The sequence below is a fragment of the Pantoea sp. X-Soil-ISGK-421 genome, assembly GCF_059730785.1.
Genome location: NZ_AP035979.1, coordinates 1,662,156 through 1,688,348, shown reverse-complemented (window position 1 = coordinate 1,688,348; position 26,193 = coordinate 1,662,156). Strand labels below are relative to the sequence as shown.

Below are 26,193 nucleotides of genomic sequence, written 5' to 3'. Positions count from 1 at the left end.
GTTTTACTGGTCTAAAAATCGGCCGTTATAATCGGATTCAATCTTGTAATGATTGTCGTAACGGCCAAAAAGACGATAGCGATTTAAGGCAATGCGGTCGTAACAATAATTGCTGATAACGTCAGGCATAAACTGCAATACCGCCAGGATTCGCCACGGCCACGGCATACATTGCATGATGCGAAATATCGCCTGCGCGCGCAGCCAATGGTCATGGTCTTTCATCAACACAATGCTACGGATATTGTCATCCGGCAGACCGGCAAAACGTAATAGCGCCTTCCCCTGCTCACTCTGAACCGCCGCAAAACGTATATGGCGCGGAATACGGTGACGAAGTAAAAAAACTACCCACGCGTTGCACAATTTGCATACGCCGTCGTACAACACGACCTGTTCTCCGGGATTGATATACGGGGGAGTTGTCATCACTGGCTCCTTAACCACGCAGAGTGTCCCAGCAAAACAGGACTCACGTTTACGCCGCCTGCCACTCCGCCACCAGCGTATTAATCAATTCAGCGGCCGGCATATCCCGCGCCAGTGCCGCGCCCTGTCCGGCCCACTGCGCGCCAAATCCGTGTTCACCTTTGGCTGCGGCTGCGGCTGCCAGCGCCTTGCCCAGCGCATAGGCCAGCGGATAAGGCGGAATGGTCTCCTGCGCGAAATGACGCGCCAGATGGCAGAAATCGTTCGTTAGACATCTTGCCGATCGGCCGGAAATGGCTGCGATCATTTCGGTCCTGTTCGCCTGCTCGCTTTTTAACGCCTGACGATACGCCGCATTGGCGGCTGATTCCGGACACAAGATAAAAGCCGTTCCCAGCTGCACACCGACCGCACCCAGCTTGAGCATGGCGGCAATGCCCGCGCCATCCATGATGCCGCCCGCTGCGATGACGGGCAGGCGCGACATCTTGCGAATCGCCTGCACCAGCGTAAAGGTGCTGAGCCGCTGATCTTCACCTGCCGGATCGAATACCCCGCGGTGACCGCCCGCCTCAATGCCCTGCGCCACAATACAATCGATGCCTGCGGCTTCAATGGTGCGTGCTTCCGCAACGTTAGTTGCACTTGCCAGGGTAATGATCCCGCGACGTTTCAAGCGCTGCACCACCGCGGCGGACGGCAGACCAAAATGAAAGCTCACTACGGCAGGCGCGGTTTCCAGTAGCACTTCCAGCATTGCGTCGTTATCTAGGAATGTGTGATAAATCTCCGCCAGCGACTCAGGCAGTGCCGCTTGATAGCGGGCAAAAACCGGCTGAAAGCGTTGAATCCACGCCTGTTCCAACCGTGGATTGCGCTGCACCGGCGCGTGACAGAAGACGTTAACGTTGAGGGGTGCGGCGGTCAGGGCGCGGGTTTTACGGATCATGATCGCCGCCTGTTGCGGCGTTGAGGCGCCCACGCTGATCGATCCCAGCGCGCCGCTGTTACTGACCGCCGCCGCCATTTCCGGCGTGGAAACACCCGCCATCGGCGCCTGAATAATCGGATAGACGAGATTCAGCGTTTGACACCACGTTTTGTTCATCATTTACCTGCTTAATTCGCGATGCGTTACCACATTGAAGCCCTCTTCACTCTGCGGCGCAACGAAGTAGCTGCTTATCAGCGCAAACTGCGCATCGGTAGCAGCAAAGTCGTGCTGACCGGCGGCATTGCGCGCCTGCAGCCGCGTTTTGCAAAGCGCATCGGGCACATCGAGGAAATGCAGTTGATGTTCAGCCTCGGCGCTGTTGATCACCGCCTTCATCCACTGACGTTGACCAACGGTGTTGGCGGGGAAATCCAGCACCACCGACACGCCACATTGCAACAGCGAGATGAGATGAGGCGTCATCGCATTGCGCAGCTTACCGGCACAGCGCACGTAATCCGCCACATCCTGCATCTCTTCAGCAAAAAGATGGGCCAGCCACGCATCCTCGCTAACGATTACCGCACCGGTTTCCTGCGCCAGCTGATGGGCCAGCGTTGATTTTCCAGCGGCAATTTTGCCGCACAGCAGATGTAATACAGGACGAGAGGGGGACGCACACGCAGATGGCATAGAACTGCTCCAGATAAGATGACGCCTTACCATGCCGCGATTTTCCTGCACAGTAAAGCAGGCAGCTACACTTAAAACATCTGTCCCTACAACAGGAGAATGCAGATGCATAAAATCGACTTTCCGGTCAGCAAGGCACGGAAATATCTGGAGCCGGGTCCGGTGGTGTTGTTGAGTTCGCAGTTTAAGGATCACCGCGACATCATGACGCTTGGCTGGCACACCATTCTGGAGTTCTCGCCGTCGCTGGTTGGCTGCATGATTGCCGGCGGCAATTACAGTCATGACCTGATCCGCCAGAGCGGCCAATGCGTGATCAACGTGCCCTCGACTCATCTGGTGGATAGCGTGGTGGCGATTGGTAATAGCCACGGCGATCGTCTCGATAAGTTTGATGCCTTTAAACTGACCCCCGAACCGGCAAGCGTGGTCAATGCGCCATTGATTGATGAGTGTTTTGCCAGCTTCGAGTGCCAGCTGTATGACGATTCAATGGTGGATAACTACAACTTCTTTATCTTTGAGATCGTCAAAGCGCATGTAGCGGAAACGCCGGAGTTTCCGCCGACGCTGCACTACACTGGCGAAGGACGCTTTAGCGTGATGAGCAATGTGTTGCTCGACAAGCGCGGCGACTTTAAGCCAGAAATGTTAATTTAACTGCTTGAATTGAAATGGGCTTGCCCCCACTTTGATCCTTTCGTCCTGACAGGAGTAATTATAATGGCAACCGAATATGCGGTGATCGCGGGTGGCTGTTTCTGGTGTACCGAAGCAGTGTTTAAAGATGTGATTGGCGTGGAGTCAGTCGAGAGCGGTTATACCGGCGGCGCGCGCCCGAATCCCACCTATGAGCAGGTGTGCAGCGGCGCGACCGGCCATGCCGAAGCGATTCGCGTGGGTTTCGATCCGGCGCAGGTGAGCTACGGCGATCTGCTGGATATCAGCTTTGCCACGCACGATCCTACCCAGCTTAACCGCCAGGGCAATGATATTGGCACCCAATACCGTTCGGCGATTTTCCCGGCGAACCCTGAGCAGGAAGCTGAAGCCATTGCCGCCATTGCACGCGCGCAGGAAGGCTTGAGCGATCCGGTGGTGACCACCATCGAGCCGTTGAAAGAGTGGTATGCGGCGGAAGGTTATCATCAGGATTATTGGGAAGGCGCAGGCCAGCGCAACGGTTACTGCATGGCGGTAATTCCACCAAAACTGCAGAAGCTGCGTAAGAGTTTTGCGAATCGCGTCAAATCAAGTTAATTCCGTAGCGTAGGGTCGCCATTCATGGCGACCAGGTGCGCATAAATGCGCACCCTACGAATTTAATGCACATACCGTAGCGGCGCGATTCATCGCGCAATACATTGCGCCGCTCCCCTCTATGCGCGCGCAGGAAGATCCTCGCATGACGCCTTTTTGGCGACCTTGCCTCTTTTATCCGTCATAATACTCGCCCTCTTCTCATCCGAGAGCGATCATGTCTTCTCCACAGCAAGGAATCGCGGCGCGCAAGCAGCCGATGAAGCTCAATACGCTGGTCACTTTGATGCTCAGCGCAGTGATTGTGCTGGTGCTGCTCAGCGTACATATGTTCTATTTCTTCCAGATTGGCGCTGCGACCCGCGCGCAGCTGGAAGATAAAGCGATGGCCGTGGCGCGCACGCTGGCCGATTCACCGGAAATACAGCGCGCGCTGGCGTTTCCGCCGGACGGCACACGTATTCAGCCGATCGCCAAAGCGGTTGAAGAGACCAATAACCTGCTGTTCATTACCGTCACCAACATGGACGGCATTCGCTATTCGCATCGCAATCCCGAGCTGATCGGCAAACACTTTATCGGTGATGACCTTGAGCCTGCGCTGCGCGGCCATGAAAACGTTTCGGTGAATAAAGGATCGCTGGCAAAAGCGCTGCGCGTCTTCACCCCAGTTTATAACGATCAGCATCAGCAGATTGGCGTGGTGGCGATTGGCATCTCGCTGGATGCCGTTTCGGTGCAGATCAATGAGAGCCGCTGGAGCATCCTGTGGACCATTTTTATTGGCACGCTGGCGGGCGCCATCGGCACCTTTGTGTTGGTGCGCGTGCTGAAACGCATTTTGTTCGGCCTCGAACCTTATGAAATTTCCACCCTATTTGAACAGCGCCAGGCGATTCTCAACTCCCTGAAAGAGGGCGTAGTGGCGATGGACGAACAGGCGCAGGTGACATTGGTGAATCAGGCCGCGCGGTCGTTGCTTAACGAGTCGATGGGCACCATCAGCGGCGAGCGCATCTACGATGCGTCGGTGATTCATGATCATCTGCGCGATGTATTGCACAGCGGACGCGCGCGCCGTGATGAAGAGCTGAATGTGAATGGCCGCGTATTGCTGAGTAACACTGTGCCGGTGCGCAGTCAGGGACGGATTATCGGCGCGGTCTGCACCTTCAGGGATAAGACGGAAATCAGTCAACTGATGCAGCGTCTGACGGGCATGGTAAACTACGTCGATGCGCTGCGTGAGCGCTCACACGAATTTATGAACAAGCTGCATGTGATTCTTGGCCTGCTGCACATGAAAAACTACACGCAGGTGGAAAGCTACATTCTCAAGACGGCCAATAATTACCAGACAGAGATTGGTTTTCTGCTCGACAAGATTAAGTCGCCGGTCATTGCCGGTTTCTTGCTGAGTAAAATCAATCGTGCGTCAGATTGTGGCCATCGCCTGACCATCAGCGATGCCAGCTTCCTACCCGATAGCGGCAATGAGCAGCAGATGGCGGCGCTGATCACGGTGATCGGTAATTTGATTGAGAATGCACTGGATGCCATGAGCGAGCAGGTTGAAGGCGAGATTCACGTGATGTTGCACTATCAAAACGGCTGGCTGACCTGTGAAGTGAGTGACGATGGTCCGGGCATTGAAGCCGATCGCCTTAGCACCATTTTTGAAAAAGGCTTCTCCACCAAAGGTGAAAACCGCGGTGTCGGGCTGTTTCTGCTGCAGCAGCAAACCGAGAATCTCGGTGGCAGTGTAAGTGTAGAATCAGAGCCCGGCGTGTTTACCCAATTTTTAGTCCAACTTCCCTGGGATGGAGGAAACCAATCCGCATGATCAATGTGTTAGTGGTCGATGATGACGCCATGGTCGCCGAGCTTAATCGCGCGTATATCGGCCAAATTCAGGGCTTTCACTGTTGTGGCACCGCCTCAACCTTGAAGCAGGCGAAAGAGATCCTGTTTAACAGCGATACCGTGGTCGACCTGGTATTGCTGGATATCTATATGCAGCAGGAGAATGGCCTCGATCTGTTACCGGAGTTGCGAACGGCGCAGAGCGCGGTGGACGTGATCATCATTTCGTCGGCGGCCGATGCGGAGAATATCAAAACCTCGCTGCACTACGGCGTGGTGGATTACCTGATCAAACCGTTCCAGTTCCCGCGTTTTGAAGAGGCGCTCACCGGCTGGCGGCAGAAGAAATCGCTGATGGACAATCAGCATTACTATCAGCAATCGGATGTCGATCTGCTGATCCACGGCAGCCCGGCGACGCAACACGATAATAAGCGCCTGCCGAAAGGCTTAACGCCGCAAACGCTGCGTACGCTGTGTCAGTGGATTGACGCGCATCCGGGTCACGAGTTCTCCACTGATGAGCTGGCGGCTGAAGTGAATATTTCGCGCGTATCCTGCCGTAAATACCTGATTTGGCTGGCACAGATTAATATTCTGTTCACCAGTATTCACTATGGCGCCACCGGGCGTCCGGTGTACCGCTATCGTTTGCAGCCGGAATACCATTCGCTGCTGCAGCAATATTGTCAGTAACGCAGCTGCCAATTGAAATCGAGCTGCTGGAAGTGGAAGTGATGCGGCGAGGAGCAGATAATCTGCCGGTCGCGCGTGACAAAAACCGCGTCGATGTCGGGCTGGTCAGCGAGCGTCGCCAGCCCTTGCTCGACGCCCATGCCATAAAGCAACGTGGTGTAGATATCGCCATCAATCGAGCGATCGGAAATCACTGTCACACTCAGCAGTTCGTTATCAAGAGGATAGCCTGTTTGCGGATCAAAAATATGGTGCCAACAGCGATCGTCCAACTCGAAGTAGCGCTCATAAATCCCCGACGTCACCACTGATTTTCCCTGCACCTGCAGCACGCCTAACAGTTCATCATCGCCACCAAACGGCTTTTTCAGGCCGATACCCCAACCTTGCGGCTCATGCGGCGGCGAGCCCAGCGTTTGCACGTTACCCCCCAAATTAATCAGCGCCTGCTGTACGCCCTGCTGACGTAAAAACGCCTGTACGCGATCGGCGATATAACCTTTGGCGATGGCACCAAGATCGATCTCCATGCCCGACTGTTGCAAAAACACCGAGCGCTCAGCGGGATTGAGTACCACCTGATGCGGGTCGGTTAGCGCCAGCAGTGCGGCGATCTCCTGCGCGGGCGGCACGGCGCGACCGTGAAAACCGATTTTCCAGCGCTTCACCACCGGGCCGATGGTGAAATTAAACGCGCTGTCCGGCAGCAAACTCACTGCGTGCGCCACGCTGATCAAGGCAAACACCGGTTCGCTAACGATCACCGGATGACGGCCTGCGGCGTGGTTGATCGACATCACTTCGGATTCGGCGCGGTTGACGGTGAACAGGTTTTCTTGCTGTTTAATCAGTTGAAATACGTGGCGGGCAAGCGTGGGATTGTCATCAAACAATTTGAGCAGAATGGGCGAACCCATGAGTACGGCAGAGTAAGAAAAGACGCCAGCGGTCATTGCATGCCTCTAATGAAAACGATGCCCGCACAAGGCGGGCATCTTTACAACTTAGTGTCCTAGCGCCAGTTTAGCGGCATTGTGACCGGCTTTGATACCAAAGATGATGATATCGGCCACCGCGTTACCGCCGATGCGGTTCGCGCCGTGGATACCGCCCACCACTTCACCTGCCGCCCAGGCGCCTGGAATCACCGCTTTCTGCGCATCCAGCACCGCGGTATCGGTGTTGATTGTCACGCCGCCCATGGTGTGGTGCACGCCCGGTGCGATGCGAATCGCAAAGTACGGACCTTTGTTCAGCGGGTGACGTAGCGCGGTTTTACGACCGAAGTCTTCGTCATCCTGCTTCGCCACAAACTCATTGTAACGACCGAGCGTGGTTTGCAGCGCTTCCTGATCCATATTGAGTTTCACTGCCAGCTCGTGCGGCGTCGGTGCGCTGATCACGAAACCTTTGGCGATATACTCATCAGCCGCTTTGTTATTGGCGCGTACCTGCTCATCAAACACGATCCACGCACTTTTCTCTGGCAGCGCGATGATCTCAGCGGAAACTTTGTCACGGGTTTCCATTTCATTGTAGAAACGCTGGCCCGCCTGACTGACCAAAATGGCCCCGCCACCGCGCATCGCTTCGGAAATCAGGTACGACGTGGTTTGCTCAACCGTTGGGTGAATCTGGATTTCGCCCATATCGACAGTATCCGCACCGATGTGCTGCAACATCGCGATGCCGCTGCCGGTGGCACCTTTATGGTTGGTGGTCACGAAGCCGTCCAGCTCAGGACGATATTTCACCACCATCTCGCGGTTAGCACTGAAACCGCCGGTGGCGACAATCACGCTTTTAGCGTTAATGATGCGGCTATCGTTGTACTCATCGACCACTTTCACGCCGCTGACCGCACCGTTTTCCACCAGAATTTCTGCCACCGAGGTTTCCAGCAGCACTTCGATATTGCGCTGATTAACGTTCTTCACCAGGCCGCTGATCAGGAAGCCGCCGACTGCAGAACGATCTTCCGGACGGTGCGTACGATCGATGCTCATGCCGCCGGTGATAGTGATGTCACACAGCTCGATCTCTTTCGCCGCCAGCCATTCAATCGCTTCAGGTGCCTGCTCAACAAACTCGCGTAGCAGCACCGGATTGTTTTTGAATTTTCCGCCCTTCAGCGTCTCTTCGTAGAACAGTTCTTTACTGTCTTCAATGCCTTTCAGCTTCTGATAACGGGTTTCTGCCGCGTTCATGCCAACCGACGCTTTGATGGTGTTACCGCCGATGGTTGGCATCTTCTCGATGATCACCACGCGGGCGCCATCATCATGTGCCTGAATCGCCGCCGCCAGACCGGCACCGCCGGTTCCTACTACCACCACATCATAATTCACCGGTGCGTTCGGGTTACCGCCCTCTTCAATCACATACTCTTTGCTTGAGGTGGTCATGGCACGCGATACCGCTTTTTTCAGCGCTTCACTCTGCGTGGTGGCGCCGGTAATGGCATCGACATGCGGACTGTTCGCCACCAGAATGCGCTCACGCAGGCTTTCAAAGGTGCTGGTGAAGTCGACGTCAAGGCTCGGATCCGGCACCAGCGAGATGTCGGTAATACGGTCGGTGTCGAGCGTCACGTTAATTTTCAGCTTCAGCGCTTCGGCTTCCACTTTCGCCTGATAGACGCCGGCTTTGTATTTACGGCCGGTATCGCTGACGTCGCGGATCATCGCATCCACCAGCGAGAAGCGCCACAGTGGTTCCGGGATGGTCAGCTCTTCGCGCTTGGTGCTGTCGATATACAGCTCCATGTGCTGATTCTTGATAACGCGATCGGTCCAGTCCGGATAGGCGATGCAGGCTTTACCCACGGCAACCAGATCGAAACCGTGCTCTAGCGCGTTCTCGGCATCTTCTTTATTCACGATGCCGCCAACGCCAATAACCGGTACTTTCGCCAGGTTGGGTGAGCGTTGCGCCAGATATTTGGTGATCAGCGGCGTTGGGTCTTTGGTGTCGACAATCGACGGACGCAGCAACTGGCCGACAGAGAAGTGAACGTAATCCAGACCGCGTTCCGCCAGTTTCTCCAGCAGATACAGCGTGTCGTCCCAGCGGATGCCCGGTACTTCCAGCTCTTCCGGTGAGAAGCGATAACCGATGATAAAGTCTGCCGCGGCGAAGCGGTCAGCCATTTTGTGGGTGATCTCCAACACTTCGAGTGGGAAGCGGGCGCGATTGTCGCGGCTGCCGCCCCATTTATCGTCACGCTGGTTAGAGTTTGGCGAGTAGAACTGCTGGATCAAATAGGTATTCGCACCGTGGATCTCTACGCCGTCAAAGCCGGCTTTAATCGCACGGTTCACTGCGTCACCAAACTTGGTGATCATCACGTCCACTTCTTCTGCAGTCAGCGCTTGTGGCGTGGTTGCACCTTCACGCGGTGCGGCAATGGCGCTAGGCGCAACCGGCGTTTTACCGCCGATCAGCGCGGGTTCCACCATGCGGCCGCCATGATAAATCTGCAGAACGGCTTTAGAACCTTGTGATTTGATGGCATGGGCGATTTTCGCCAAGCCGGGGATTTTGTTATCGCTATCAATACCGAGCGCGCCCGGGAATGCAGGGCCGCGATTATCGACAAAGCAGCATTCAACAATAACGGTGCCGATGCTACCGGCACGGACGCGATAATATTCGACAAGGTCACTGGTGACACCGCCATCGTAATAGCCGGTACAGGTGGTCATGGGGGCCATAACCAACCGGTTTTTAAGCACCGCACCTTTCGGCAATGTCAGCGGATTAAGAATCGGGGTGAGCGTATTCATGATGAGCAACTCCAGAATTAAGAAATTTTGTATTCAATTCTTTGGCAGTTCGGAGGAATTTTATATTTATTTGAGTGGTCCGACTTCATGCCATAAATATACCATTTAATTTACTTACATAACCTTATTCGTTAGTTATATAAGTTTTACGCATGAAAATAATATTTGATGCTAATTGCTGAAAGCTGCGTTCCGCTAAGTTTTAACCAAGACTTGACAAAAATCAACTTTTTCCTTACATTTAAAACAAAGCCAGTCTTATCATAAAGATAAATCACCGCCCTTCTCTGTTTTTTGCTTGATTTGTTGCGTTTCGTTTGCCTTGCACAGTTAATTTTCACCTTATGGTTCATTTATTAACAGGCGCATGCTTAAAGCAAAAAAACCACCGATAAATTTTATTGATCTGGATCAAAATAGATATTTTAATTAATCGCATCATATTCACATTCAATAGATAATTCGCGTATCGAATTTTGAAATCAGCGATTTATTAAAACTCAGTTTTAAATGTCACGGCTAATCTGCTACAAGGGTTTTGTAACTTAAAAAACCATTTAGTTCGGGGCGTATAAACGCATTCTCCATAACTTGCAGACCAAAACTATGAACACACAAACAACCCAGAGTGAATCCCTAACAGCGCCCCCTCCGGCGCCGGGGAAAAAGAACCGCCTGTTTATGTTGTGCCTGCCAATTATTGTGGCTGTGCTGTTGCTGCTGGTACCGACTCCTGCGGGATTGGAACCTTACGCCTGGCACTTCTTCGCGATTTTTGTCGGGGTTATTGTGGGACTGATTTTCGAGCCGTTGCCGGGCGCCGTTATCGGTTTGACCGGCGTGGTGGTGATTGCGCTGTGCAGCCAATGGGTGCTGTTTAGCCCGGCGGAACTGGCCGATCCCAAGTTCAAAACGGCAGCACAGTCCTTTAAATGGGCAGTAAGCGGTTTCGGCAACTCTACGGTCTGGCTGATCTTCGGTGCGTTTATGTTCGCCGCGGGCTACGATAAAACCCAGTTTGGCCGCCGACTGGCGCTGATTCTGGTGAAATATCTGGGTCGCCGCAGCCTGACGCTCGGTTACGCCATCACCTTCGCTGACCTGTTGCTGGCCCCGTTTACGCCGTCAAACACGGCGCGCAGTGGCGGTACCATTTATCCCATCATTGCTAACTTGCCGCCGCTCTACGGTTCAAAACCGAATGACCCAAGCGCGCGTAAGATCGGTTCTTACCTGATGTGGGTTGCTATCACCGCCGCGTGTATCACCAGTTCGATGTTCCTTTCTGCTCTGGCACCTAACCTGCTGGCGCTGGCGCTGGTGAAAAGTGTGGTGGGCTTTGATATCTCGTGGGGCATGTGGTTCCTCGCCTTCCTGCCGCTGGGTGTATTGCTGATTCTTACCATGCCTCTGCTGGCTTACTGGCTTTATCCGCCAGAAGTGAAAGTCAATGATGAAGTGCCACGCTGGGCGACCGCTGAATTGGCAAAACTGGGCAAGCTGAAACGCAATGAAATTCTGCTGCTGGGCTTCGTGGTTGCTGCGCTGATGATGTGGATCTTCGCCACCGCATGGATTGAGCCCGCGATGGCCGCGCTGTTGGTCATCGTACTGATGCTGTGGACCGGTGTACTGAACTGGAACGACATCACCAGCAATAAAGCCGCCTGGAACACCTTTGCCTGGTTCGCCACACTGGTCGCGCTGGCCGATGGCTTAGCCCGTGTGGGCTTCATTGCCTGGCTGGGTAAAGAAGGTGCGATGCTGCTGCAAGGCTACGATCCACAGGTTTCAGCGGTGGTCCTGTTAATTGCCTTCTACCTGCTGCACTACCTGTTTGCCAGTACCACGGCGCACACCACCGCGCTGCTGCCCGCGATGCTGACCATTGCTGCCTCTATCCCGGGTATCAATATGCCGGTGTTCTGTCTGATGATGTGTGTTTCTCTCGGTGTGATGGGCATTATCACCCCGTACGGCACCGGCCCAAGCCCGATTTATTATGGTAGCGGCTATCTGCCAACTAAAGATTACTGGCGTCTGGGTACCATCTTCGGCGCGCTGTTCCTGGTTCTTCTGATGGTTGTCGCCTATCCATGGATGGTGATGATGTTCTGATGATGTTGCTTCGATGTTAAAAACGGAGCCGCGCATTACCGTGAAAATGTTATGATACTCGCCAGTCAGCCCTGCGGAGGGCTGGCGAGAGAAAACCAAATAACAGAACGCCTAATTTGTCGCCCGTCATGCTGGCGGGCTACACGAAGCTAAGTGAGCCAACATGTCGAACAAACCCTTCTATTATCAAGATCCCTTTCCTCTCGCCAAAGATGATACCGAATACTATCTGCTGAGCCGCGATTACGTTTCTGTGGCTAACTTCGATGGCGAAGAGGTGCTCAAAGTCGATCCCAAAGCGCTGACGCTGCTGGCGAAGCAGGCATTCCATGATGCCTCCTTTATGCTGCGCGCCTCGCATCAGGCGCAGGTCGCGTCGATTCTTGCCGATGACGAAGCCAGCAAGAACGACAAATACGTCGCCCTGCAGTTCCTGCGCAACTCGGAAATTGCCGCCAAAGGCGTGTTGCCAACCTGTCAGGATACCGGCACCGCCATCATCATGGGCAAGAAAGGTCAGCGCGTCTGGACCGGCGGCGGCGATGAAGCCGCACTATCACAAGGCGTCTACAACACCTTTATTGAAGATAACCTGCGCTATTCTCAGAACGCCGCGCTGGATATGTATAAAGAGGTGAACACCGGCACCAACCTGCCGGCGCAAATCGACCTGTACAGCGTTGATGGTGACGAATACAAATTCCTGTGCATTGCGAAAGGTGGCGGTTCCGCTAACAAAACCTATCTGTATCAGGAAACCAAAGCGCTCATTACCCCCGCGAAGCTGAAAAATTATCTGGTCGACAAAATGATGTCGCTGGGTACCGCGGCCTGCCCGCCATACCATATCGCGTTTGTGATTGGCGGGACTTCTGCGGAAAGCACGTTGAAAACGGTCAAGCTGGCCTCAACGCATTACTACGATTCGCTGCCGACCGAAGGCAACGAACATGGCCAGGCTTTCCGCGACGTGCAGCTAGAAGAAGAGTTGCTGAAAGCCTCGCAGGAGCTGGGCCTGGGCGCACAGTTTGGGGGTAAATACTTCGCGCACGATATCCGTGTGGTGCGTCTGCCGCGTCACGGCGCATCTTGCCCGGTTGGCATGGGCGTGTCCTGCTCCGCAGACCGTAACATCAAAGCCAAGATCAACCGCGAAGGCATCTGGATTGAGAAGCTGGAAGACAATCCAGGCCGCTATATTCCGGAAGCGCTGCGTCAGCAGGGCGAAGGCGAAGTGGTACAGGTTGATCTGAACCAGCCGATGAGCGAAATTCTGGCCCTGCTGTCAGCTTATCCCGTCTCAACCCGCCTGTCGCTGAACGGAACCATCATTGTGGCGCGCGATATTGCCCACGCGAAGTTAAAAGAGCGTATTGATAACGGTGAGGGTTTGCCGCAGTACATTAAAGATCATCCGGTGTATTACGCGGGTCCGGCGAAGACGCCAGAAGGTTACGCCTCTGGCTCCCTCGGCCCCACCACCGCAGGCCGTATGGATTCCTACGTTGATCTGCTGCAGGCCAACGGCGGCAGTATGGTGATGCTGGCCAAAGGTAACCGCAGCAAACAGGTGACCGATGCGTGTCAGAAACACGGCGGTTTCTACCTGGGAAGCATTGGCGGTCCGGCAGCGGTGCTGGCACAGCAGAGTATTAAGAGTCTGGAATGCGTGGAGTATGCCGAACTGGGCATGGAAGCGATCTGGAAGATTGAAGTGGAGAACTTCCCGGCCTTCATTCTGGTGGATGACAAAGGTAATGACTTCTTCCAACAGATCCACAATAACTGTGCCGCCTGCGTGAAGTAATATTTCCCGCGTGCCATTTCTTAAGCCGTTATCATCGCGATAGCGGCTTTTTTATTGCGATATGTCTGGCGAAGAGTTCATCGAATAAGGTAGGTAGCAGCGTTAAAAACGGAATTGACTCTCCAGCTGACGCAGCGTTTCCATGCGCTGTGCCGTGGCGATTTCACGCGCCTTCACTTCCAGCAGCAGGTCAGCATCATTCTGACCAATCACATACACCACCTGACGGCCAGGCAGATTAACAGTAATAATATTTTGTTCCACACCGTCCAGCATCTCATCATGCTGTTCCAGGAAGTTATACAACGTGTTCATGGGTTCTCCTTAAAATTGGTGTGGCATTTTGCCGAATTGCCCTCTTTAAAGAACACAAGACCTGGCTTAATGATGTCGTTTCATCAGAAATTTCTTGTGACGCCATTATCTTGCCCCAGCAAGATGACCGGCAGATGAAAAGGCAGCAGTATTGCCCCGCTGCCATTAGCCATCAGAAGAAACCCAGCGGTTGCGTGCTATAGCTCACCAACAGGTTTTTGGTCTGCTGGTAATGATCGAGCATCATTTTGTGGGTTTCACGGCCGATACCTGATTTCTTGTAGCCGCCAAACGCCGCGTGGGCCGGATAGAGGTGATAACAGTTGGTCCACACGCGACCGGCTTTAATCGCGCGGCCCATACGATAGGCGCGGTTGATATCGCGCGTCCAGACGCCTGCACCCAGACCGTAAATCGAGTCATTCGCGATAGCCAGCGCTTCCGCTTCATCTTTAAACGTCAGCACGCCGACTACCGGCCCAAAGATCTCCTCCTGGAATACCCGCATGCTGTTGTCACCTTTGAGTAACGTCGGCTGAATGTAATAACCGCTGGCAAACTCTTCACCAATTTTTTCTACGCCGCCGCCATGCAGCACTTGTGCGCCCTCTTGCTGCGCAATCTCCAGATAGGAAAGGATTTTATCGAACTGCTGCTGCGACGCCTGCGCACCAATCATGGTTTCAGTATCGAGCGGATCGCCACGTTTGATGGTTTTGATGCGCTTCATCACCGCGGCCATAAACGGTTCAAAGATCGATTCCTGCACCAGCGCGCGTGACGGACAAGTACAGACCTCACCCTGATTGAGGAAGCCTAGCACCACGCCTTCTGCGGCTTTCTCGATGAAGCTCTCTTCGGCATCCATGATGTCTTCGAAGAAGATATTCGGCGATTTTCCGCCGAGTTCAACGGTAGAGGGAATCAGACTTTTTGCTGCCAACTCCAGAATATGACCGCCGGTGGCGGTTGAACCGGTAAAGGCGATCTTGGCAATGCCCGGATGCGAAGCCAACGCTTCACCCGCTTCTTTACCGTAGCCGTGCACCACGTTAACCACGCCCGGCGGCAGCAGATCTTTGATCACGTCCATAAACAGCGTAATCGACAGCGGCGTTTGCTCGGCCGGTTTTAGCACCACGCAGTTACCTGCGCCCAGTGCCGGCGCCAGTTTCCATGCCGCCATCAGCAGTGGGAAGTTCCATGGGATGATTTGCCCTACTACGCCCAACGGTTCATGGAAGTGATAAGCGGCGGTAAACTCATCAATTTCAGCGGCGGTACCTTCCTGTGCACGCACGCAACCAGCAAAATAACGGAAATGATCTACCGCCAACGGCAGATCCGCCGCCAGGGTTTCACGTACCGGCTTGCCGTTATCCCAGGTTTCGTTGACTGCGATATATTCCAGATTCTCTTCCAGCCGGTCAGCAATTTTCAGCAAAACCAATGAGCGCGCCTGCGGCGAGGTTTTGCCCCACGCATCAGCGGCGGCCTGCGCGGCAGCCACGGCGTTATCGACATCAGCGCGGTCCGAACGCGGAAACTCGCCAATGGTGGAAGCATTAATCGGTGAGGTGTTGACGAAGTAGTTGCCGTTAACCGGCGCAACAAATTCGCCGTTGATAAAGTTGCCATAACGCGATTGCAGAGTAATGAGAGAACCTTGTTCTCCCGGAGCAGCGTAACGCATGGTGTTTCTCCTTGCGGACAGAGTGGCGATTAACAACTAAGAAACCTGTTATTAACATTGAGCGATCAATGCCAGCCTGTCAGATCGCCGCACAGGAAACTGTGACCGCGCCGAGGGAAATATGGCGCACGGCGTGACCTACAGATAAATCCGAGTTTTCCCACATATGCAGCAAAAAGCGGAACATGGGCGAAATATGTGGTCAATATGAAGCAGGATACTAACCAGGAGAAACAGATGTTGGCTTCAGCCCTGACGTTAATGCGCGCCAAAGCGAACTTTGTTCAGCAATTTATCCGCAACCCGCGCAAAATGGGCAGCATCACGCCCTCTTCCGCCGCGCTGTGCCGCACCATGTGTGATGCGGTGAATTGGGATAACAGCCTGCGTATCGCCGAACTCGGCGCCGGTGATGGCGTGCTCACCCGCCACGTGCTGGCGCGCATGTCGCCGCAAGCTCAGCTTGATGTGTTTGAAATTTGCCCGGAACTGGTGAAAAGTCTGCGTGGATTGCCCGACACACGCATGCAGGTGCGCGCCTGTTCGGCGGAATATCTCGCCGGGGAATATGACGTGATTTTTTCTGGTTTGCCGCTGCTGTCACTGCCGCCCGCCACGCGCGACAACATTCTCAGTGCGGTGCATGATGCGCTGGGTCCCCACGGCGTATTTGTACAGTTTCAATACACCTCGTTTACCCAACCGAATCTGTCACGCTACTTCACCTGGGAACGCCAGCGGGTGCTAAAAAATATGCCACCCGCATGGGTTTATCGCTGCACGCGTCACTACGCGCCCTGAGCCTGCACGCGCGGCTGCGGCCGCGTTTGCAGCCAGAAGCTGCGCAATAATTCGCGCGACCAATCTTCGCCCGCCAACGGCGTCCCATCGTCACTCACCTCCGCCGGCAAACAGGCGGTCATGATGCTGTGGGTAAACTCCGGATGGAACTGCACCGACATCGCCTGAGGTGAATAACGCAAAATCTGACAGCTATCCAGCGCCGAGCTTGCCAGCACTTGCGCATGCTGCGGCGGCGTCAACACCGATTGCCGATGTGACAACCACGCCTGAAATTCGCCCGGTAAATCAGCCAGCCACGGATCGTTGTTCGCCTGCGCGCTGCGCGTCAGCGACTTAAGTCCTCGCTCCCAGCCATTGGGGTTATCGCCCACTTTGCCACCCAGCGCATACGCCATCAGCTGGTGTCCGTAACACACGCCAAGCAGCGGCAGATCCGCCTCCAGCGCGCCACGAATCCAGGCGGCAGTGCGTTCGCTCCAGTCAGCATGATCGGTGACCATCGCCCAGGAGCCGCTGAGGATCGCGCCACTGACGCGGCCAAAAGTCGGTAAATCATCGCCCAGATGCGGACGCACAATCACATAGTCATCAGGCTGCAGCTGCAGCGCGTCGATAAACCACCGGGGTTGTTCACCAATTTGCGCCACCACCTGCGGCGGCGGAACGTCGAGTTGAATCAGAGCAAGAGGTAAAGCGCGGGTATGTGTCATGCCGAATACGGTCCTCATTATGGTCGCCTTTCGGACGTTTACTCTGACAGTAAATTACCGACATGTCTTATTTTTTTCCTGCATGAGCTAATGCTCCCTCGAAAAAAAAGTCGTCGGTAGCGCCCGAATTCGCTGGCTTCATGCCATCATTAGCCGGTGATAATTCTGATTACCCGTGAAGGAAGACATTGTGGCAGTGCGGCATTTACTTATGGTTTTGATGGTGGTTTCCATCTGGGCTTTCAATAACGTAGCGGTAAAGTGGGGATTGCTGGAACTTCCTCCGCTGTTTCTCACCTGGATGCGCTTTGTCGTGGTGGCGATTGTGCTGGTGCCTTTCTGTCGCATCACGCGCGCACAGCTGCCGTGGCTGCTGACGCTGGCGTTCACCTTCGGCTTTATGCACTTCTCGCTGCTGTTTGTTGGCATGCGTTACACCGATGCCGGTACCGGCGCCATCGTGGTGCAGCTCGGTACGCCGATTGCCATGCTGTTGGCGATGGTGATTCTGAAAGAGAAATTGCGCTTGATACAGCTGATCGGCATCGCAATTTCATTGAGTGGCGTCGCAGTATTGTCGGGCAGCCCAACCATTCCGGCATGGTGGGTGCTATGCATTCTGCTGTGCAGCGCCTTCGGCTGGGCAATCAGCAATATGATTGTAAAAAAATCGCCGCCGATTAAGCCGCTCACGCTCACCGGTTGGATCTCCTTCCTCGCGGTGCCGATTGTTGGCGCGGCCTCATGGCTCACCGAATCAAACCAGATTTACGCGTTAAGCCACGCGGGCTGGCGCGGCTGGTTTGGCATTCTGTATAGCGCCCTCGCCTCGTCGATTGTGGCCTATACGCTGTGGTACGCGTTGCTGAAGAAGTACAACGTCAACCTGATCATGCCTTATTCGCTGCTGACGCCGGTGCTGGCGGTGTTGATGGGCGTGCTGGTGCTCGGCGACAGCATGAACAGCTTCAAAATCCTCGGCGCCTCATTGGTGGTGCTGGGCACCGCGATTGCGGTGATTAACCTGCGTAACCTGCGCATGCACGCGCGTTTCCCGCGCTTACGCCGCCGTTAAATTCCCTCTGCTATGCTTGAGTCTCGCGCGTTATCCGGAGACTCAACATGGATTCTCAACGTGCTGCCGCACTCTGGCAGCAAATGTGGCAGGGATTGCGAGGCACGGCCCCGCTGCCCGCGCTCACCTTTCTCCAGCCCGATACGTTCTCGTCTGCCTTCGCCGTGAGCGAACTGGCGGCCACCAGCACGGGCCTCGCTTGCCAGGCGCTGAGCGATCTGCTCGGTCAATCCACGCCGGTCAGCGTCAACGTGCGTCTCGCCTCGCGCTGGTTTCAACACAGCCTGATCCCGCTCAATCGCCCGCCCGCTGCTCTGTGGGACGAATTCGCCGGTGATTATGCCAGCGCTGACGGCTGGATCCGCCTGCACACCAATGCGGCTCATCATCGCGCGGCGATGGAGCGCGTGCTTGGTCAGCATGCGAATCGTGCCTCGCTGGCCGCCGCGGTCGCACGCTGGTCCGCCACTACGCTGGAACAGGCGGTGATTGATGCCGGCGGCTGCGCCGCGCAGATGCGTAGCGAAGCGCAATGGTTGCAGCATCCACAAGGCCGCGCCGTGCAACAGGAACCGCTGATCGCGCAGCAGGCAAACGGTGAAGCAGCGATCCCAGCCTGGGCGTTATCGCCCGCGCGCCCGTTGCTCGGCGTGCGGGTGTTGGATCTCACCCGCATCATTGCCGGGCCGGTGGCGACGCGCTTTCTTGCCAGCCTCGGCGCCACGGTATTGCGCATCGATCCGCCCGACTGGCACGAACCGACGCTGGAAGAGGAGATCACCTGCGGCAAACGCTGTGCGCGGCTTGATATCAAATCGCGCGCCGGGCGTGAACAGCTGCGCCACCTGTTGCAGCATAGCGATGTGCTGGTACAGGGTTATCGTGCTGATGCATTAGAAAAACTCGGGCTGGATGCCGATGCACGCCGCAAACTCGCGCCTGGCTTAGTCGATGTAAGCCTGAATGCATGGGGTTGGAGCGGGCCTTGGCGCAACCGACGCGGATTCGACAGTCTGGTACAGATGGGCTGCGGCATCGCCGAACAGGGCATGCACTGGAGCGGCAGCAATAAACCAACGCCGCTGCCGGTGCAGGCGCTTGATCACGCCACCGGTTACCTGATAGCCGCCACGGTGCTGGAAGGTTTGCGTCAGCGTTTACGCCATGGCGTCGGTTGGCAGGCACGTTTATCGCTAGCCCGCACCGCGCGGCTGTTGCAGCAGTGCGGTGCCGCGCCAGAGAATGCGCAAAACGGTATTCATGCGCAGCGTGATGATGTGCTGAGCAGCGTTGAGTTCAATCAGTGGGGCATTGCGGAGAGATTGCGTGCCGCGGCTTATTTGCCCGGCACGCCAATGATCTGCGCGACACCGGGCGTGAAGCTCGGTAGCAGCGCAGCAAGCTGGTAACGATTAGGCTTCGTCGCCCTGCTCTTCGTTCAGCTCGTCGTACATCGCCTGAATCGCCTCACGGCTCAAGGCCGCTAGCGTGCGATAAAACGCCGTGGTCGCATGCGCTTCCACTTTGCCCAGGAATGCGCCGCACCACGGCAGCAGGTACTCATCAAACAGCGCCAGCTGCGCGGCGGATTCATCTTCTGCCGACTGATCTTCCAGCCACGATGCCGCCAGCAGCAGCACGCCAAAGTGATCGGCTGGCGCTTCGCTCAGCGGCATGCCACGAGCACTGAGGAACGCACGCACGTCCGCTTCAGCGACACCGTTCGGCCACTGTGACGCATACGGCGGCACGCTGCACTCGCTGCCGACAAACAGCGCATTATAGTCGGCGGCCAGCGCCTGCGGATCGCTATTCTGCTGCAGACGCGTCAGCAGTTCATCCTGCTCCAGCGGCCACTGCTGTTGCAGTTTGCCTTCACGCAGCAGAGTGAACAGCGGTACCAGCAGCGGATCCTGCGGCTGGCGATTAAACAGCGAGCCGATAACGCGGCAGAGAATGGAAAACTCATTCATGCAACAGAATTCCTTGAGGCAAAAAAGTTAAAAATCAGCAAATTCAGCAATGTGTTTGCCGGTACGCTGTTCGAGGAAATCGAGCAGGCGACGCGGCGTGACATTTAACACGCGATCTTCAGGAAAATCCACTGCGCTGGTGATGCGCAGACAGTGCTCAAAATGTCCCAGCGTAAAGGCCGTGTGTGAATCTGAGCCAAAGGCCAGACGGCCACCGGCATCGCGTACCGCTTCGGCAATGGCGCGGCAATTCGGTTCGCTGCCCGGACGCGAATGGGTAAAGGAGGAGTTGTTGATTTCCAACGCGACATCATAATGCGCGGCGGCTTCAGCAATCGCGCGGATATCTACCGGGAATTTCGGGTTGCCGGGATGGGAAATGATATGCACCAGCCCGCCGGCCATCGCGGCAATCATCGCTTCAGTGTGATGCGCTTTGTCACGCGGCGCATAAACCGGTTCATGGAAGCCTGCGACAATCAGATCCAGCGCATCAAGCATCGGGCCGCTGCAATCAATCTCGCCCTGCTGATTTTTAATGTTGGCTTCAATACCACGCAGTACGCCGACGCCATCAATCACGCGCGGCCAAATACGCATATTAATGAAGTGCCAGTGGTGCGGTGCATCGGCCATATCGGGTCCGTGATCGGTAATCGCGAATAGCTTTAGGCCATTTTGTTTTGCCTGCACCACATAATCGTGCAGCGTGCTGTAAGCATGCGTACTGGCAACGGTGTGCATATGTAAATCAACGGGATACATCTTCATCTCCTGACCAATGTGCATTAATAGCCGCGTTGGCGATCAACCAAACCGCCCGGCTGTTTACCCTGCTCAAGCGCAAGTATGGCATCCGCAATGTAATCCATCGCCTCGCCAGGCAAAGTAATGGCCGCAGTATGGGGCGTGATTGTGACATGCGGATGAGACCACAACGGATGATGCTGCGGCAATGGCTCGGTCTGAAACACATCCAGCGCGGCAGCCGCCAGTTGACCACAATGCAGTGCCGCCAGCAGATCGTCCTCTACCACATGTGCGCCACGCGCCAGGTTAAGGAAGTACGCGCCTTGCGGCAATGCGCTGAGCAATGAGCTGTCGATTAAATTTGTGGTTTCCGGCGTGGTGGGCAGCAGGTCGATGAGCACCTGTGTGCCACTCAGGAAGGCATCAAGCTGTTCACGGCCATGGAAGCTTTGCACACCGTCGATGTGCTTCGGCGAACGGCTCCAGCTGCGCAGCGGGAAGCCCCATTGACGCAGGCTTTCGAGCACGCTACGCCCCAGCACGCCCGCGCCGAGCACGCCAATGGTGAAGTTCTCGCGATCGAAGCCGTCCAGCTCCTGCCACTGCGCCTGCTGCTGCAGTTGACGATATTCAGCGAAACGGCGGAACCAGCCCAGCACGCACCAGTTAGCGTACTCCTGCATCTGGCGCGCCATGCCGGTATCTTCCAGACGGAATAACGGCACGTCGTCTGCCAGCATCCGCGGATTATCGCGCAGCTGTTTGAGGATTTCGTCCACGCCCGCGCCCATGGCAAACACGCCTTTCAGCGGGCGGTCCGCCAGCATTTCAACCGGCGGAGAACGCACCACGGCATAATCGGCCGGTGCAGTGTCGTCCGGCTGCCAGCAGCGCACGCGCGCCCCCGGTAAACGCTGATGCAAGCCGTCGAGCCAGCCCTGGGGCGCCAGCGACGGGTGATACCAGATAATCTCCATACGACTCTCCTTTTTTTGCTTAAGCCTCAGGCAAATAGCCGAACAGGGCAAGCAAAAACCTTAGCCTTGATGCAATTTCTCGCGTGATTAATTCCGGGTGCTTCACATTTCCGCCGCTGTGCGAGGCTAAGCGGCGCGATAGCGACTAAAGTTGTTCGGGTGGTCAATGCGTTAGCACACCACCTTTTCGGACAAGGAGAAAAACCGATGATAAAAAATGCCGTATTCACGCCCGCGCGTCTGACCTTTTTACTGAGCGCCGCTCTGCTGGCCGGTGCCAGCGCCGCGCACGCCGACGATCAAACCCGCATGCTCAGCAACCAACCGCAGCCACCGGATGTGCGCCTGGGACCGTTGTTCAATGCGGTACAGCAGGCTAAATTTTATCCGGACCAAAAAACCTTCGCCGATGCGGTGCCGAAATCTAATCCCTCTTCGATTCTGGCCGACTGGCAGATGCAAAAAAACCAGCGCAACTTCGATCTCAAGCACTTTGTCGATAGCAACTTCACGCTACCAAAAGAGGGAGACAAATATGTGCCGCCTGCCGGGCAAAGCCTGCGTGAGCACATCAACGGTTTATGGCCGGTGCTGACGCGCACGGCGCAGAGCGCCAGCCAGTACGATTCGCTGCTGCCGCTGCCAAAACCTTACGTCGTGCCTGGCGGCCGTTTCCGCGAAGTCTATTACTGGGACAGCTACTTCACCATGCTCGGTCTGGCGGAGAGCGGTCACTGGGATCGCGTGCAGGATATGGTGGAAAACTTCGCCACCGAACTCGATAAATATGGCCATATCCCCAACGGCAACCGCAGTTACTACCTCAGCCGCTCGCAGCCGCCGTTCTTCAGCTTGATGGTTGACCTGCTGGCGACGCATAAAGGCGACGATGTCTATCGCCAATACCTGCCGCAGTTGCAGAAAGAGTACGATTACTGGATGGCGGACAGCGACAAAGTCGCTGCCGGACAGGCCAGCAAACGTGTGATCAAACTCAGCGACGGCACGCTGCTCAACCGCTACTGGGACGATCGCGATGCACCGCGTACCGAATCCTGGCTGGATGACGTTAACACTGCCAATAAAGCGCCAGAGCGCAACAAGCAGCAGGTCTATCGCGATCTGCGCGCGGGTGCGGCGTCAGGCTGGGATTTCAGTTCGCGCTGGTTCACTGATGCGCACAACCTGGCGTCCATCCGCACCACGCAGTTGGCACCGGTCGATCTCAACAGCCTGCTGTTCCACCTCGAACAGACATTGTCTAAAGCGTCCAAACTGGACAAGCAGGATGACAAAGCCAAACAGTTTGCGGCGGATGCCGAGAAACGTCAGGCCGCGATCAATCGCTATCTTTGGGATGACAAAAAAGGCTGGTACGCCGATTACGACTTCCAGAAGAAGCAGGTTCACCCACAGCTGACCGCCGCGACGCTGTTCCCGCTCTATATGCAGTTGGCCGGCGACAAGCAAGCCGCACGCACTGCTGCAGCGGTGGAGAAACAGCTGCTGAAACCGGGCGGACTGGTGACCACCACGGTGAATAACGGCCAGCAATGGGATGCGCCAAACGGCTGGGCGCCGCTACAGTGGGTGGCGGTGGAAGGTCTGGAGCATTATAACCAACCGAAACTGGCGCAGCAGATTGGTCAGCGCTTCCTGCAAAACGTGCAGGCCACCTATGACAAGGAGCACAAACTGGTGGAGAAGTATGTGGTTGAAGGCGCACAGTTGGGCGGCGGAGGCGGCGGTGAGTATCCGTTGCAGGATGGTTTCGGCTGGACCAATGGCGTGACGTTGAAACTGCTCGACAAGTACTGCCCGAAAGACAAAACCTGTAACAGCGCCGGTGATATTCCTGATATGCCGGCGTTAACCTCCGCGAAGTAACCTTGTTCCTTAGCCCGGGTGAATACACCCGGCAACCGCACAATCCGTAGCGGCGCGATTTATCGCGCGTAGTAATGGCGGCATTATGCCCATCCAGAGAATGCGCAATAAATTGCGCCGCTACGGATGCTACGTGCCACCTTGTGCATTTTTCTCACACCATTCTTACAACAAATTCACACCTTGAAACACACCTCGCAAAAGATAATAATTCTCAATCTAATTTCTATAGCCATTCTCATTAAAACAACAGGAACCTCTCATGACCTCGCTGTTTACCTTTAAACGTGGCCGCGTGCTGTGTGCGCTGGCGCTGGCTTTACCGGCTGCCAGCTTCGCCGAAGAGTCGATTGTCGTCACGGCGCAACCGCAAGAAAGCGCCACCTCACCGACGCAGGGTTATCTTGCCACGCGTAGCAGCGGTGCCAGCAAAACCGATCAGCCGCTGATTACCACACCGCAATCCATCTCGGTGGTAACGCGTCAGCAAATGGAAGATCAGGGCGCACAAGATCTTAATCAGGCACTGGGCTACACGCCGGGCGTATTCACCAACTTTGGCGGCGCGGCCACGCGCTACGACACCATCGCGCTGCGCGGTTTCCACGGCGGCGATGTCGATAACACCTTCCTCGATGGCCTGCGCGTCATGAGTGACGGCGGCAGCTTCAACATCCTGCAGGTGGATAATTGGTTCCTCGATCGTATTGATGTGATTAAAGGTCCCTCTTCCGCGTTGTATGGCCAAACGGTGCCGGGTGGATTGGTGAACATGGTGAGTAAGCGTCCACAGTTCGCCGAAGAGGGCCATTTCCGCCTGTCGAGCGGGACGAACGCCACCAATAGCGCTGCGTTTGATTACACCAACGCCATTAACGATCAGTGGGCATTTCGCTTAACCGGCATCACGCGCAACAGCGATACGCAGTACGATCACACGCGTGAAGAGAAGTACGCGATTTCACCGCAGCTGATGTGGCAGCCAAGTGAAGACACCAATTTAGTGTTGCGCGCCTACCTGCAGAAAGATCCCTCTGGCGGCTATCATGGATCGGTACCAGCAGAAGGCACGCTTTACAGCCACAATGGCCGCACGTTGAGCGACGGCTTTTACGAAGGCGACAGCGCGCTCGATCAGTTCAAGCGTCGTGAACAGATTTATAGCTATGATTTTTCCCACCGCTTCAACGAAGTATGGTCGGTACACTCCACCGGCAGCTATAGCCACTCGAATACCGAGCTCGATCAGGTGTATCAAATTGGCTGGAATGCCACCAATCCAGACCTGTTGAACCGCTACTTCTCCGGCGAGCGTTCTTCGCTCAGCGCATGGGCTAACGACAACCAGTTGCAGGCCGATTTTGCGACGGGCGCGGTCCAGCATCGTGTGACGCTGGGCGCGGAGTATCATCGCTATAAAAACGACATTACTGAAGCCAGCGGCGCCGCCAGCGCGCTGAATGCGTGGAACGGTGAAGAAGTGGGCATCATGCCGGACTTCTCCTGGACATCGCAGACGCGCCGCTACTATCAGACCGGCTTGTATCTGCAGGACGAGTTGCAGTTGGATCGCTGGCATCTGGACTTATCGGGCCGCTATGACCGCATCGTCTCGGAAAACGGCACCAGCCGTCGTCAGGACGATCACATCAGTGGCCGCGCCGCGCTGTTGTATGCCTTCGACAATGGTATTTCACCTTACGTGAGCTGGAGCCAGGCGATTACGCCAGCTTCATTAACCGATCCGCAGGGCAATCAGCTGAAACCGACCACCTCTGAGCAGTATGAAGCGGGCGTGAAATATCAGCCGGTGGGCACGCGCGATATGTATTCGATCGCGGTGTACGATCTGACGCAGGACGATGTCGCCAACCGCAACGTGCAGGACGGCACGTACACGCCGTCGGGCAAAGTGCATTCGCAGGGCATTGAGCTGGAGGCGCGTAATCAGCTGACACCGCGCTTCAGCACCATCGCGGGCTACACGCTGAACCATCTGCGCTTTAAGGATTCCGTAGACGGTAACGACGGCCATACGCCGTATGTCACGCCGAACAGCATGGCGTCGTTGTGGGGGCATTATCAGTTTGATTACGGCTTGAGCGCCGGTGCCGGTGTGCGTTATATCGGTAAGCAATGGGCCGATAACGAGAACACTACGCGTTTGCCATCCGTGACGCTGTTTGATGCGTCGGTACGCGCGGATCTTGGTGCGTGGAATTCGCAGCTGAAAGGCGCCTGGCTGCAGGTTAATGCCAACAACCTGACCGATAAAAAATATCTGGCCGCCTGTTACGGCACCGGTTACTGCTATCGCGGGGCTGAGCGTACCGTGATGGCCACGGTGGGCTACGACTTTTAAGCAGGCATAAAAAAATCCGCCATCCTTTGCGGGATGGCGGATTTCATCAAATCTCTGCGCGG

22 protein-coding genes are annotated in these 26,193 nt (G+C 55.6%); 11 read left to right on the top strand and 11 right to left on the bottom strand.

What is annotated here, in order from left to right; all coding sequences use genetic code 11:
• Window positions 1-3: 3 nt before the first annotated feature.
• Genes AC6I8K_RS07870 through AC6I8K_RS07860 form a run of 3 tightly spaced genes read right to left on the bottom strand, consistent with a single transcriptional unit; the run spans window position 4 to window position 2,056 of the window.
• Window positions 4-429, bottom strand: coding sequence for a thiol-disulfide oxidoreductase DCC family protein (locus AC6I8K_RS07870; protein WP_064740953.1), 426 nt, complete (start codon window positions 427-429; stop codon window positions 4-6).
• A 49-nt stretch (window positions 430-478) separates the two neighbouring features.
• Window positions 479-1,537: an NAD(P)H-dependent flavin oxidoreductase gene (locus AC6I8K_RS07865; protein ID WP_483817880.1), complete on the bottom strand. Its 1,059-nt coding sequence runs from the start codon at window positions 1,535-1,537 to the stop codon at window positions 479-481.
• A 3-nt stretch (window positions 1,538-1,540) separates the two neighbouring features.
• On the bottom strand, window positions 1,541-2,056 hold the full coding sequence (locus AC6I8K_RS07860) for a P-loop nucleotide/nucleoside kinase family protein (RefSeq protein ID WP_064740952.1): 516 nt from the start codon (window positions 2,054-2,056) through the stop codon (window positions 1,541-1,543).
• A gap of 105 nt (window positions 2,057-2,161) precedes the next feature.
• Between AC6I8K_RS07860 and AC6I8K_RS07855 the strand changes: the two genes are divergently transcribed.
• The 4 genes from AC6I8K_RS07855 to dcuR all read left to right on the top strand — a co-directional run bounded on the left by AC6I8K_RS07855 (window position 2,162) and on the right by dcuR (window position 5,875).
• On the top strand, window positions 2,162-2,716 hold the full coding sequence (locus tag AC6I8K_RS07855) for a flavin reductase family protein (protein WP_483817218.1): 555 nt from the start codon (window positions 2,162-2,164) through the stop codon (window positions 2,714-2,716).
• 63 nt (window positions 2,717-2,779) lie between these two features.
• Window positions 2,780-3,316, top strand: a complete 537-nt coding sequence (gene msrA, locus AC6I8K_RS07850; protein WP_007891162.1) for a peptide-methionine (S)-S-oxide reductase MsrA — start codon at window positions 2,780-2,782, stop codon at window positions 3,314-3,316.
• A 217-nt stretch (window positions 3,317-3,533) separates the two neighbouring features.
• Window positions 3,534-5,159, top strand: a complete 1,626-nt coding sequence (locus AC6I8K_RS07845) for a sensor histidine kinase (RefSeq protein WP_064740950.1) — start codon at window positions 3,534-3,536, stop codon at window positions 5,157-5,159.
• A complete protein-coding gene (gene dcuR, locus AC6I8K_RS07840; RefSeq protein ID WP_483817217.1) occupies window positions 5,156-5,875 on the top strand; it encodes a two-component system response regulator DcuR in 720 nt (239 codons plus the stop codon). Before AC6I8K_RS07845 ends, dcuR begins: the two co-directional genes overlap by 4 nt.
• On the opposite strand, the gene AC6I8K_RS07835 is transcribed toward dcuR, so the two are convergent.
• The gene (locus AC6I8K_RS07835; RefSeq protein WP_483817216.1) at window positions 5,869-6,828 is read right to left on the bottom strand and encodes an FAD:protein FMN transferase; all 960 of its coding nucleotides are present in this window, start codon (window positions 6,826-6,828) and stop codon (window positions 5,869-5,871) included. The genes dcuR and AC6I8K_RS07835 overlap by 7 nt on opposite strands.
• 51 nt (window positions 6,829-6,879) lie before the next feature.
• On the bottom strand, window positions 6,880-9,660 hold the full coding sequence (locus AC6I8K_RS07830; protein ID WP_064740947.1) for a flavocytochrome c: 2,781 nt from the start codon (window positions 9,658-9,660) through the stop codon (window positions 6,880-6,882).
• 606 nt (window positions 9,661-10,266) lie between these two features.
• Between AC6I8K_RS07830 and AC6I8K_RS07825 the strand changes: the two genes are divergently transcribed.
• Together AC6I8K_RS07825 and fumA are read left to right on the top strand one after the other, a co-directional pair.
• Window positions 10,267-11,778 carry an anion permease gene (locus AC6I8K_RS07825; RefSeq protein WP_064740946.1) on the top strand — a complete coding sequence of 504 codons (1,512 nt, stop codon included), beginning with the start codon at window positions 10,267-10,269 and terminating at the stop codon, window positions 11,776-11,778.
• Window positions 11,779-11,941: 163 nt separating this feature from the next.
• Window positions 11,942-13,585: a class I fumarate hydratase FumA gene (gene fumA / locus AC6I8K_RS07820; RefSeq protein ID WP_064740945.1), complete on the top strand. Its 1,644-nt coding sequence runs from the start codon at window positions 11,942-11,944 to the stop codon at window positions 13,583-13,585.
• A gap of 102 nt (window positions 13,586-13,687) precedes the next feature.
• Here fumA and AC6I8K_RS07815 read toward each other — a convergent pair whose 3' ends face one another.
• Complete coding sequence (locus AC6I8K_RS07815) at window positions 13,688-13,900, bottom strand: hypothetical protein (protein WP_064740944.1); 213 nt, start codon at window positions 13,898-13,900, stop codon at window positions 13,688-13,690.
• Window positions 13,901-14,072: 172 nt separating this feature from the next.
• Window positions 14,073-15,593 (bottom strand): acetaldehyde dehydrogenase ExaC, encoded by a 1,521-nt coding sequence (gene exaC, locus AC6I8K_RS07810; RefSeq protein ID WP_497826485.1) that lies wholly within the window; start codon window positions 15,591-15,593, stop codon window positions 14,073-14,075.
• Between the two features lie 237 nt (window positions 15,594-15,830).
• Between exaC and AC6I8K_RS07805 the strand changes: the two genes are divergently transcribed.
• A complete protein-coding gene (locus tag AC6I8K_RS07805) occupies window positions 15,831-16,394 on the top strand; it encodes a class I SAM-dependent methyltransferase (RefSeq protein WP_483817214.1) in 564 nt (187 codons plus the stop codon).
• Here AC6I8K_RS07805 and AC6I8K_RS07800 read toward each other — a convergent pair.
• Entirely contained in the window at window positions 16,382-17,107 is a 726-nt protein-coding gene (locus AC6I8K_RS07800; RefSeq protein WP_483817879.1) for a glutamine amidotransferase, read from the bottom strand. The genes AC6I8K_RS07805 and AC6I8K_RS07800 overlap by 13 nt on opposite strands.
• 190 nt (window positions 17,108-17,297) lie before the next feature.
• Here AC6I8K_RS07800 and AC6I8K_RS07795 point away from each other — a divergent pair, with 190 nt between their 5' ends.
• A complete protein-coding gene (locus tag AC6I8K_RS07795) occupies window positions 17,298-18,182 on the top strand; it encodes a DMT family transporter (protein ID WP_064740941.1) in 885 nt (294 codons plus the stop codon).
• Window positions 18,183-18,229: 47 nt separating this feature from the next.
• Window positions 18,230-19,591 (top strand): CoA transferase, encoded by a 1,362-nt coding sequence (locus tag AC6I8K_RS07790; protein ID WP_497826484.1) that lies wholly within the window; start codon window positions 18,230-18,232, stop codon window positions 19,589-19,591.
• A 3-nt stretch (window positions 19,592-19,594) separates the two neighbouring features.
• Here the strand turns inward: AC6I8K_RS07790 and AC6I8K_RS07785 are convergent, their stop codons facing one another.
• From AC6I8K_RS07785 to ghrA, 3 genes are read right to left on the bottom strand one after another with little or no spacing between them, the layout of a single operon-like run.
• On the bottom strand, window positions 19,595-20,155 hold the full coding sequence (locus tag AC6I8K_RS07785; RefSeq protein ID WP_064740939.1) for a TorD/DmsD family molecular chaperone: 561 nt from the start codon (window positions 20,153-20,155) through the stop codon (window positions 19,595-19,597).
• 27 nt (window positions 20,156-20,182) lie between these two features.
• Window positions 20,183-20,920, bottom strand: coding sequence for a phosphatase (locus AC6I8K_RS07780; RefSeq protein ID WP_483817212.1), 738 nt, complete (start codon window positions 20,918-20,920; stop codon window positions 20,183-20,185).
• Window positions 20,921-20,943: 23 nt separating this feature from the next.
• A complete protein-coding gene (ghrA, locus tag AC6I8K_RS07775; protein ID WP_497826483.1) occupies window positions 20,944-21,882 on the bottom strand; it encodes a glyoxylate/hydroxypyruvate reductase GhrA in 939 nt (312 codons plus the stop codon).
• Between the two features lie 207 nt (window positions 21,883-22,089).
• Between ghrA and treA the strand changes: the two genes are divergently transcribed.
• Both treA and AC6I8K_RS07765 read left to right on the top strand, forming a co-directional pair.
• On the top strand, window positions 22,090-23,769 hold the full coding sequence (gene treA / locus AC6I8K_RS07770; RefSeq protein WP_497826482.1) for an alpha,alpha-trehalase TreA: 1,680 nt from the start codon (window positions 22,090-22,092) through the stop codon (window positions 23,767-23,769).
• Window positions 23,770-24,031: 262 nt separating this feature from the next.
• On the top strand, window positions 24,032-26,131 hold the full coding sequence (locus tag AC6I8K_RS07765) for a TonB-dependent siderophore receptor (RefSeq protein WP_497826481.1): 2,100 nt from the start codon (window positions 24,032-24,034) through the stop codon (window positions 26,129-26,131).
• Window positions 26,132-26,193: the final 62 nt, after the last annotated feature.

Coding starts and splice junctions, on each gene's coding strand:
- AC6I8K_RS07870 (WP_064740953.1), bottom strand. CDS start 429: ATGACAACTCCCCCGTATATCAATCCCGGAGAACAGGTCGTGTTGTAC.
- AC6I8K_RS07865 (WP_483817880.1), bottom strand. CDS start 1,537: ATGAACAAAACGTGGTGTCAAACGCTGAATCTCGTCTATCCGATTATT.
- AC6I8K_RS07860 (WP_064740952.1), bottom strand. CDS start 2,056: ATGCCATCTGCGTGTGCGTCCCCCTCTCGTCCTGTATTACATCTGCTG.
- AC6I8K_RS07855 (WP_483817218.1), top strand. CDS start 2,162: ATGCATAAAATCGACTTTCCGGTCAGCAAGGCACGGAAATATCTGGAG.
- msrA (WP_007891162.1), top strand. CDS start 2,780: ATGGCAACCGAATATGCGGTGATCGCGGGTGGCTGTTTCTGGTGTACC.
- AC6I8K_RS07845 (WP_064740950.1), top strand. CDS start 3,534: ATGTCTTCTCCACAGCAAGGAATCGCGGCGCGCAAGCAGCCGATGAAG.
- dcuR (WP_483817217.1), top strand. CDS start 5,156: ATGATCAATGTGTTAGTGGTCGATGATGACGCCATGGTCGCCGAGCTT.
- AC6I8K_RS07835 (WP_483817216.1), bottom strand. CDS start 6,828: ATGACCGCTGGCGTCTTTTCTTACTCTGCCGTACTCATGGGTTCGCCC.
- AC6I8K_RS07830 (WP_064740947.1), bottom strand. CDS start 9,660: ATGAATACGCTCACCCCGATTCTTAATCCGCTGACATTGCCGAAAGGT.
- AC6I8K_RS07825 (WP_064740946.1), top strand. CDS start 10,267: ATGAACACACAAACAACCCAGAGTGAATCCCTAACAGCGCCCCCTCCG.
- fumA (WP_064740945.1), top strand. CDS start 11,942: ATGTCGAACAAACCCTTCTATTATCAAGATCCCTTTCCTCTCGCCAAA.
- AC6I8K_RS07815 (WP_064740944.1), bottom strand. CDS start 13,900: ATGAACACGTTGTATAACTTCCTGGAACAGCATGATGAGATGCTGGAC.
- exaC (WP_497826485.1), bottom strand. CDS start 15,593: ATGCGTTACGCTGCTCCGGGAGAACAAGGTTCTCTCATTACTCTGCAA.
- AC6I8K_RS07805 (WP_483817214.1), top strand. CDS start 15,831: ATGTTGGCTTCAGCCCTGACGTTAATGCGCGCCAAAGCGAACTTTGTT.
- AC6I8K_RS07800 (WP_483817879.1), bottom strand. CDS start 17,107: ATGACACATACCCGCGCTTTACCTCTTGCTCTGATTCAACTCGACGTT.
- AC6I8K_RS07790 (WP_497826484.1), top strand. CDS start 18,230: ATGGATTCTCAACGTGCTGCCGCACTCTGGCAGCAAATGTGGCAGGGA.
- AC6I8K_RS07785 (WP_064740939.1), bottom strand. CDS start 20,155: ATGAATGAGTTTTCCATTCTCTGCCGCGTTATCGGCTCGCTGTTTAAT.
- AC6I8K_RS07780 (WP_483817212.1), bottom strand. CDS start 20,920: ATGTATCCCGTTGATTTACATATGCACACCGTTGCCAGTACGCATGCT.
- ghrA (WP_497826483.1), bottom strand. CDS start 21,882: ATGGAGATTATCTGGTATCACCCGTCGCTGGCGCCCCAGGGCTGGCTC.
- treA (WP_497826482.1), top strand. CDS start 22,090: ATGATAAAAAATGCCGTATTCACGCCCGCGCGTCTGACCTTTTTACTG.
- AC6I8K_RS07765 (WP_497826481.1), top strand. CDS start 24,032: ATGACCTCGCTGTTTACCTTTAAACGTGGCCGCGTGCTGTGTGCGCTG.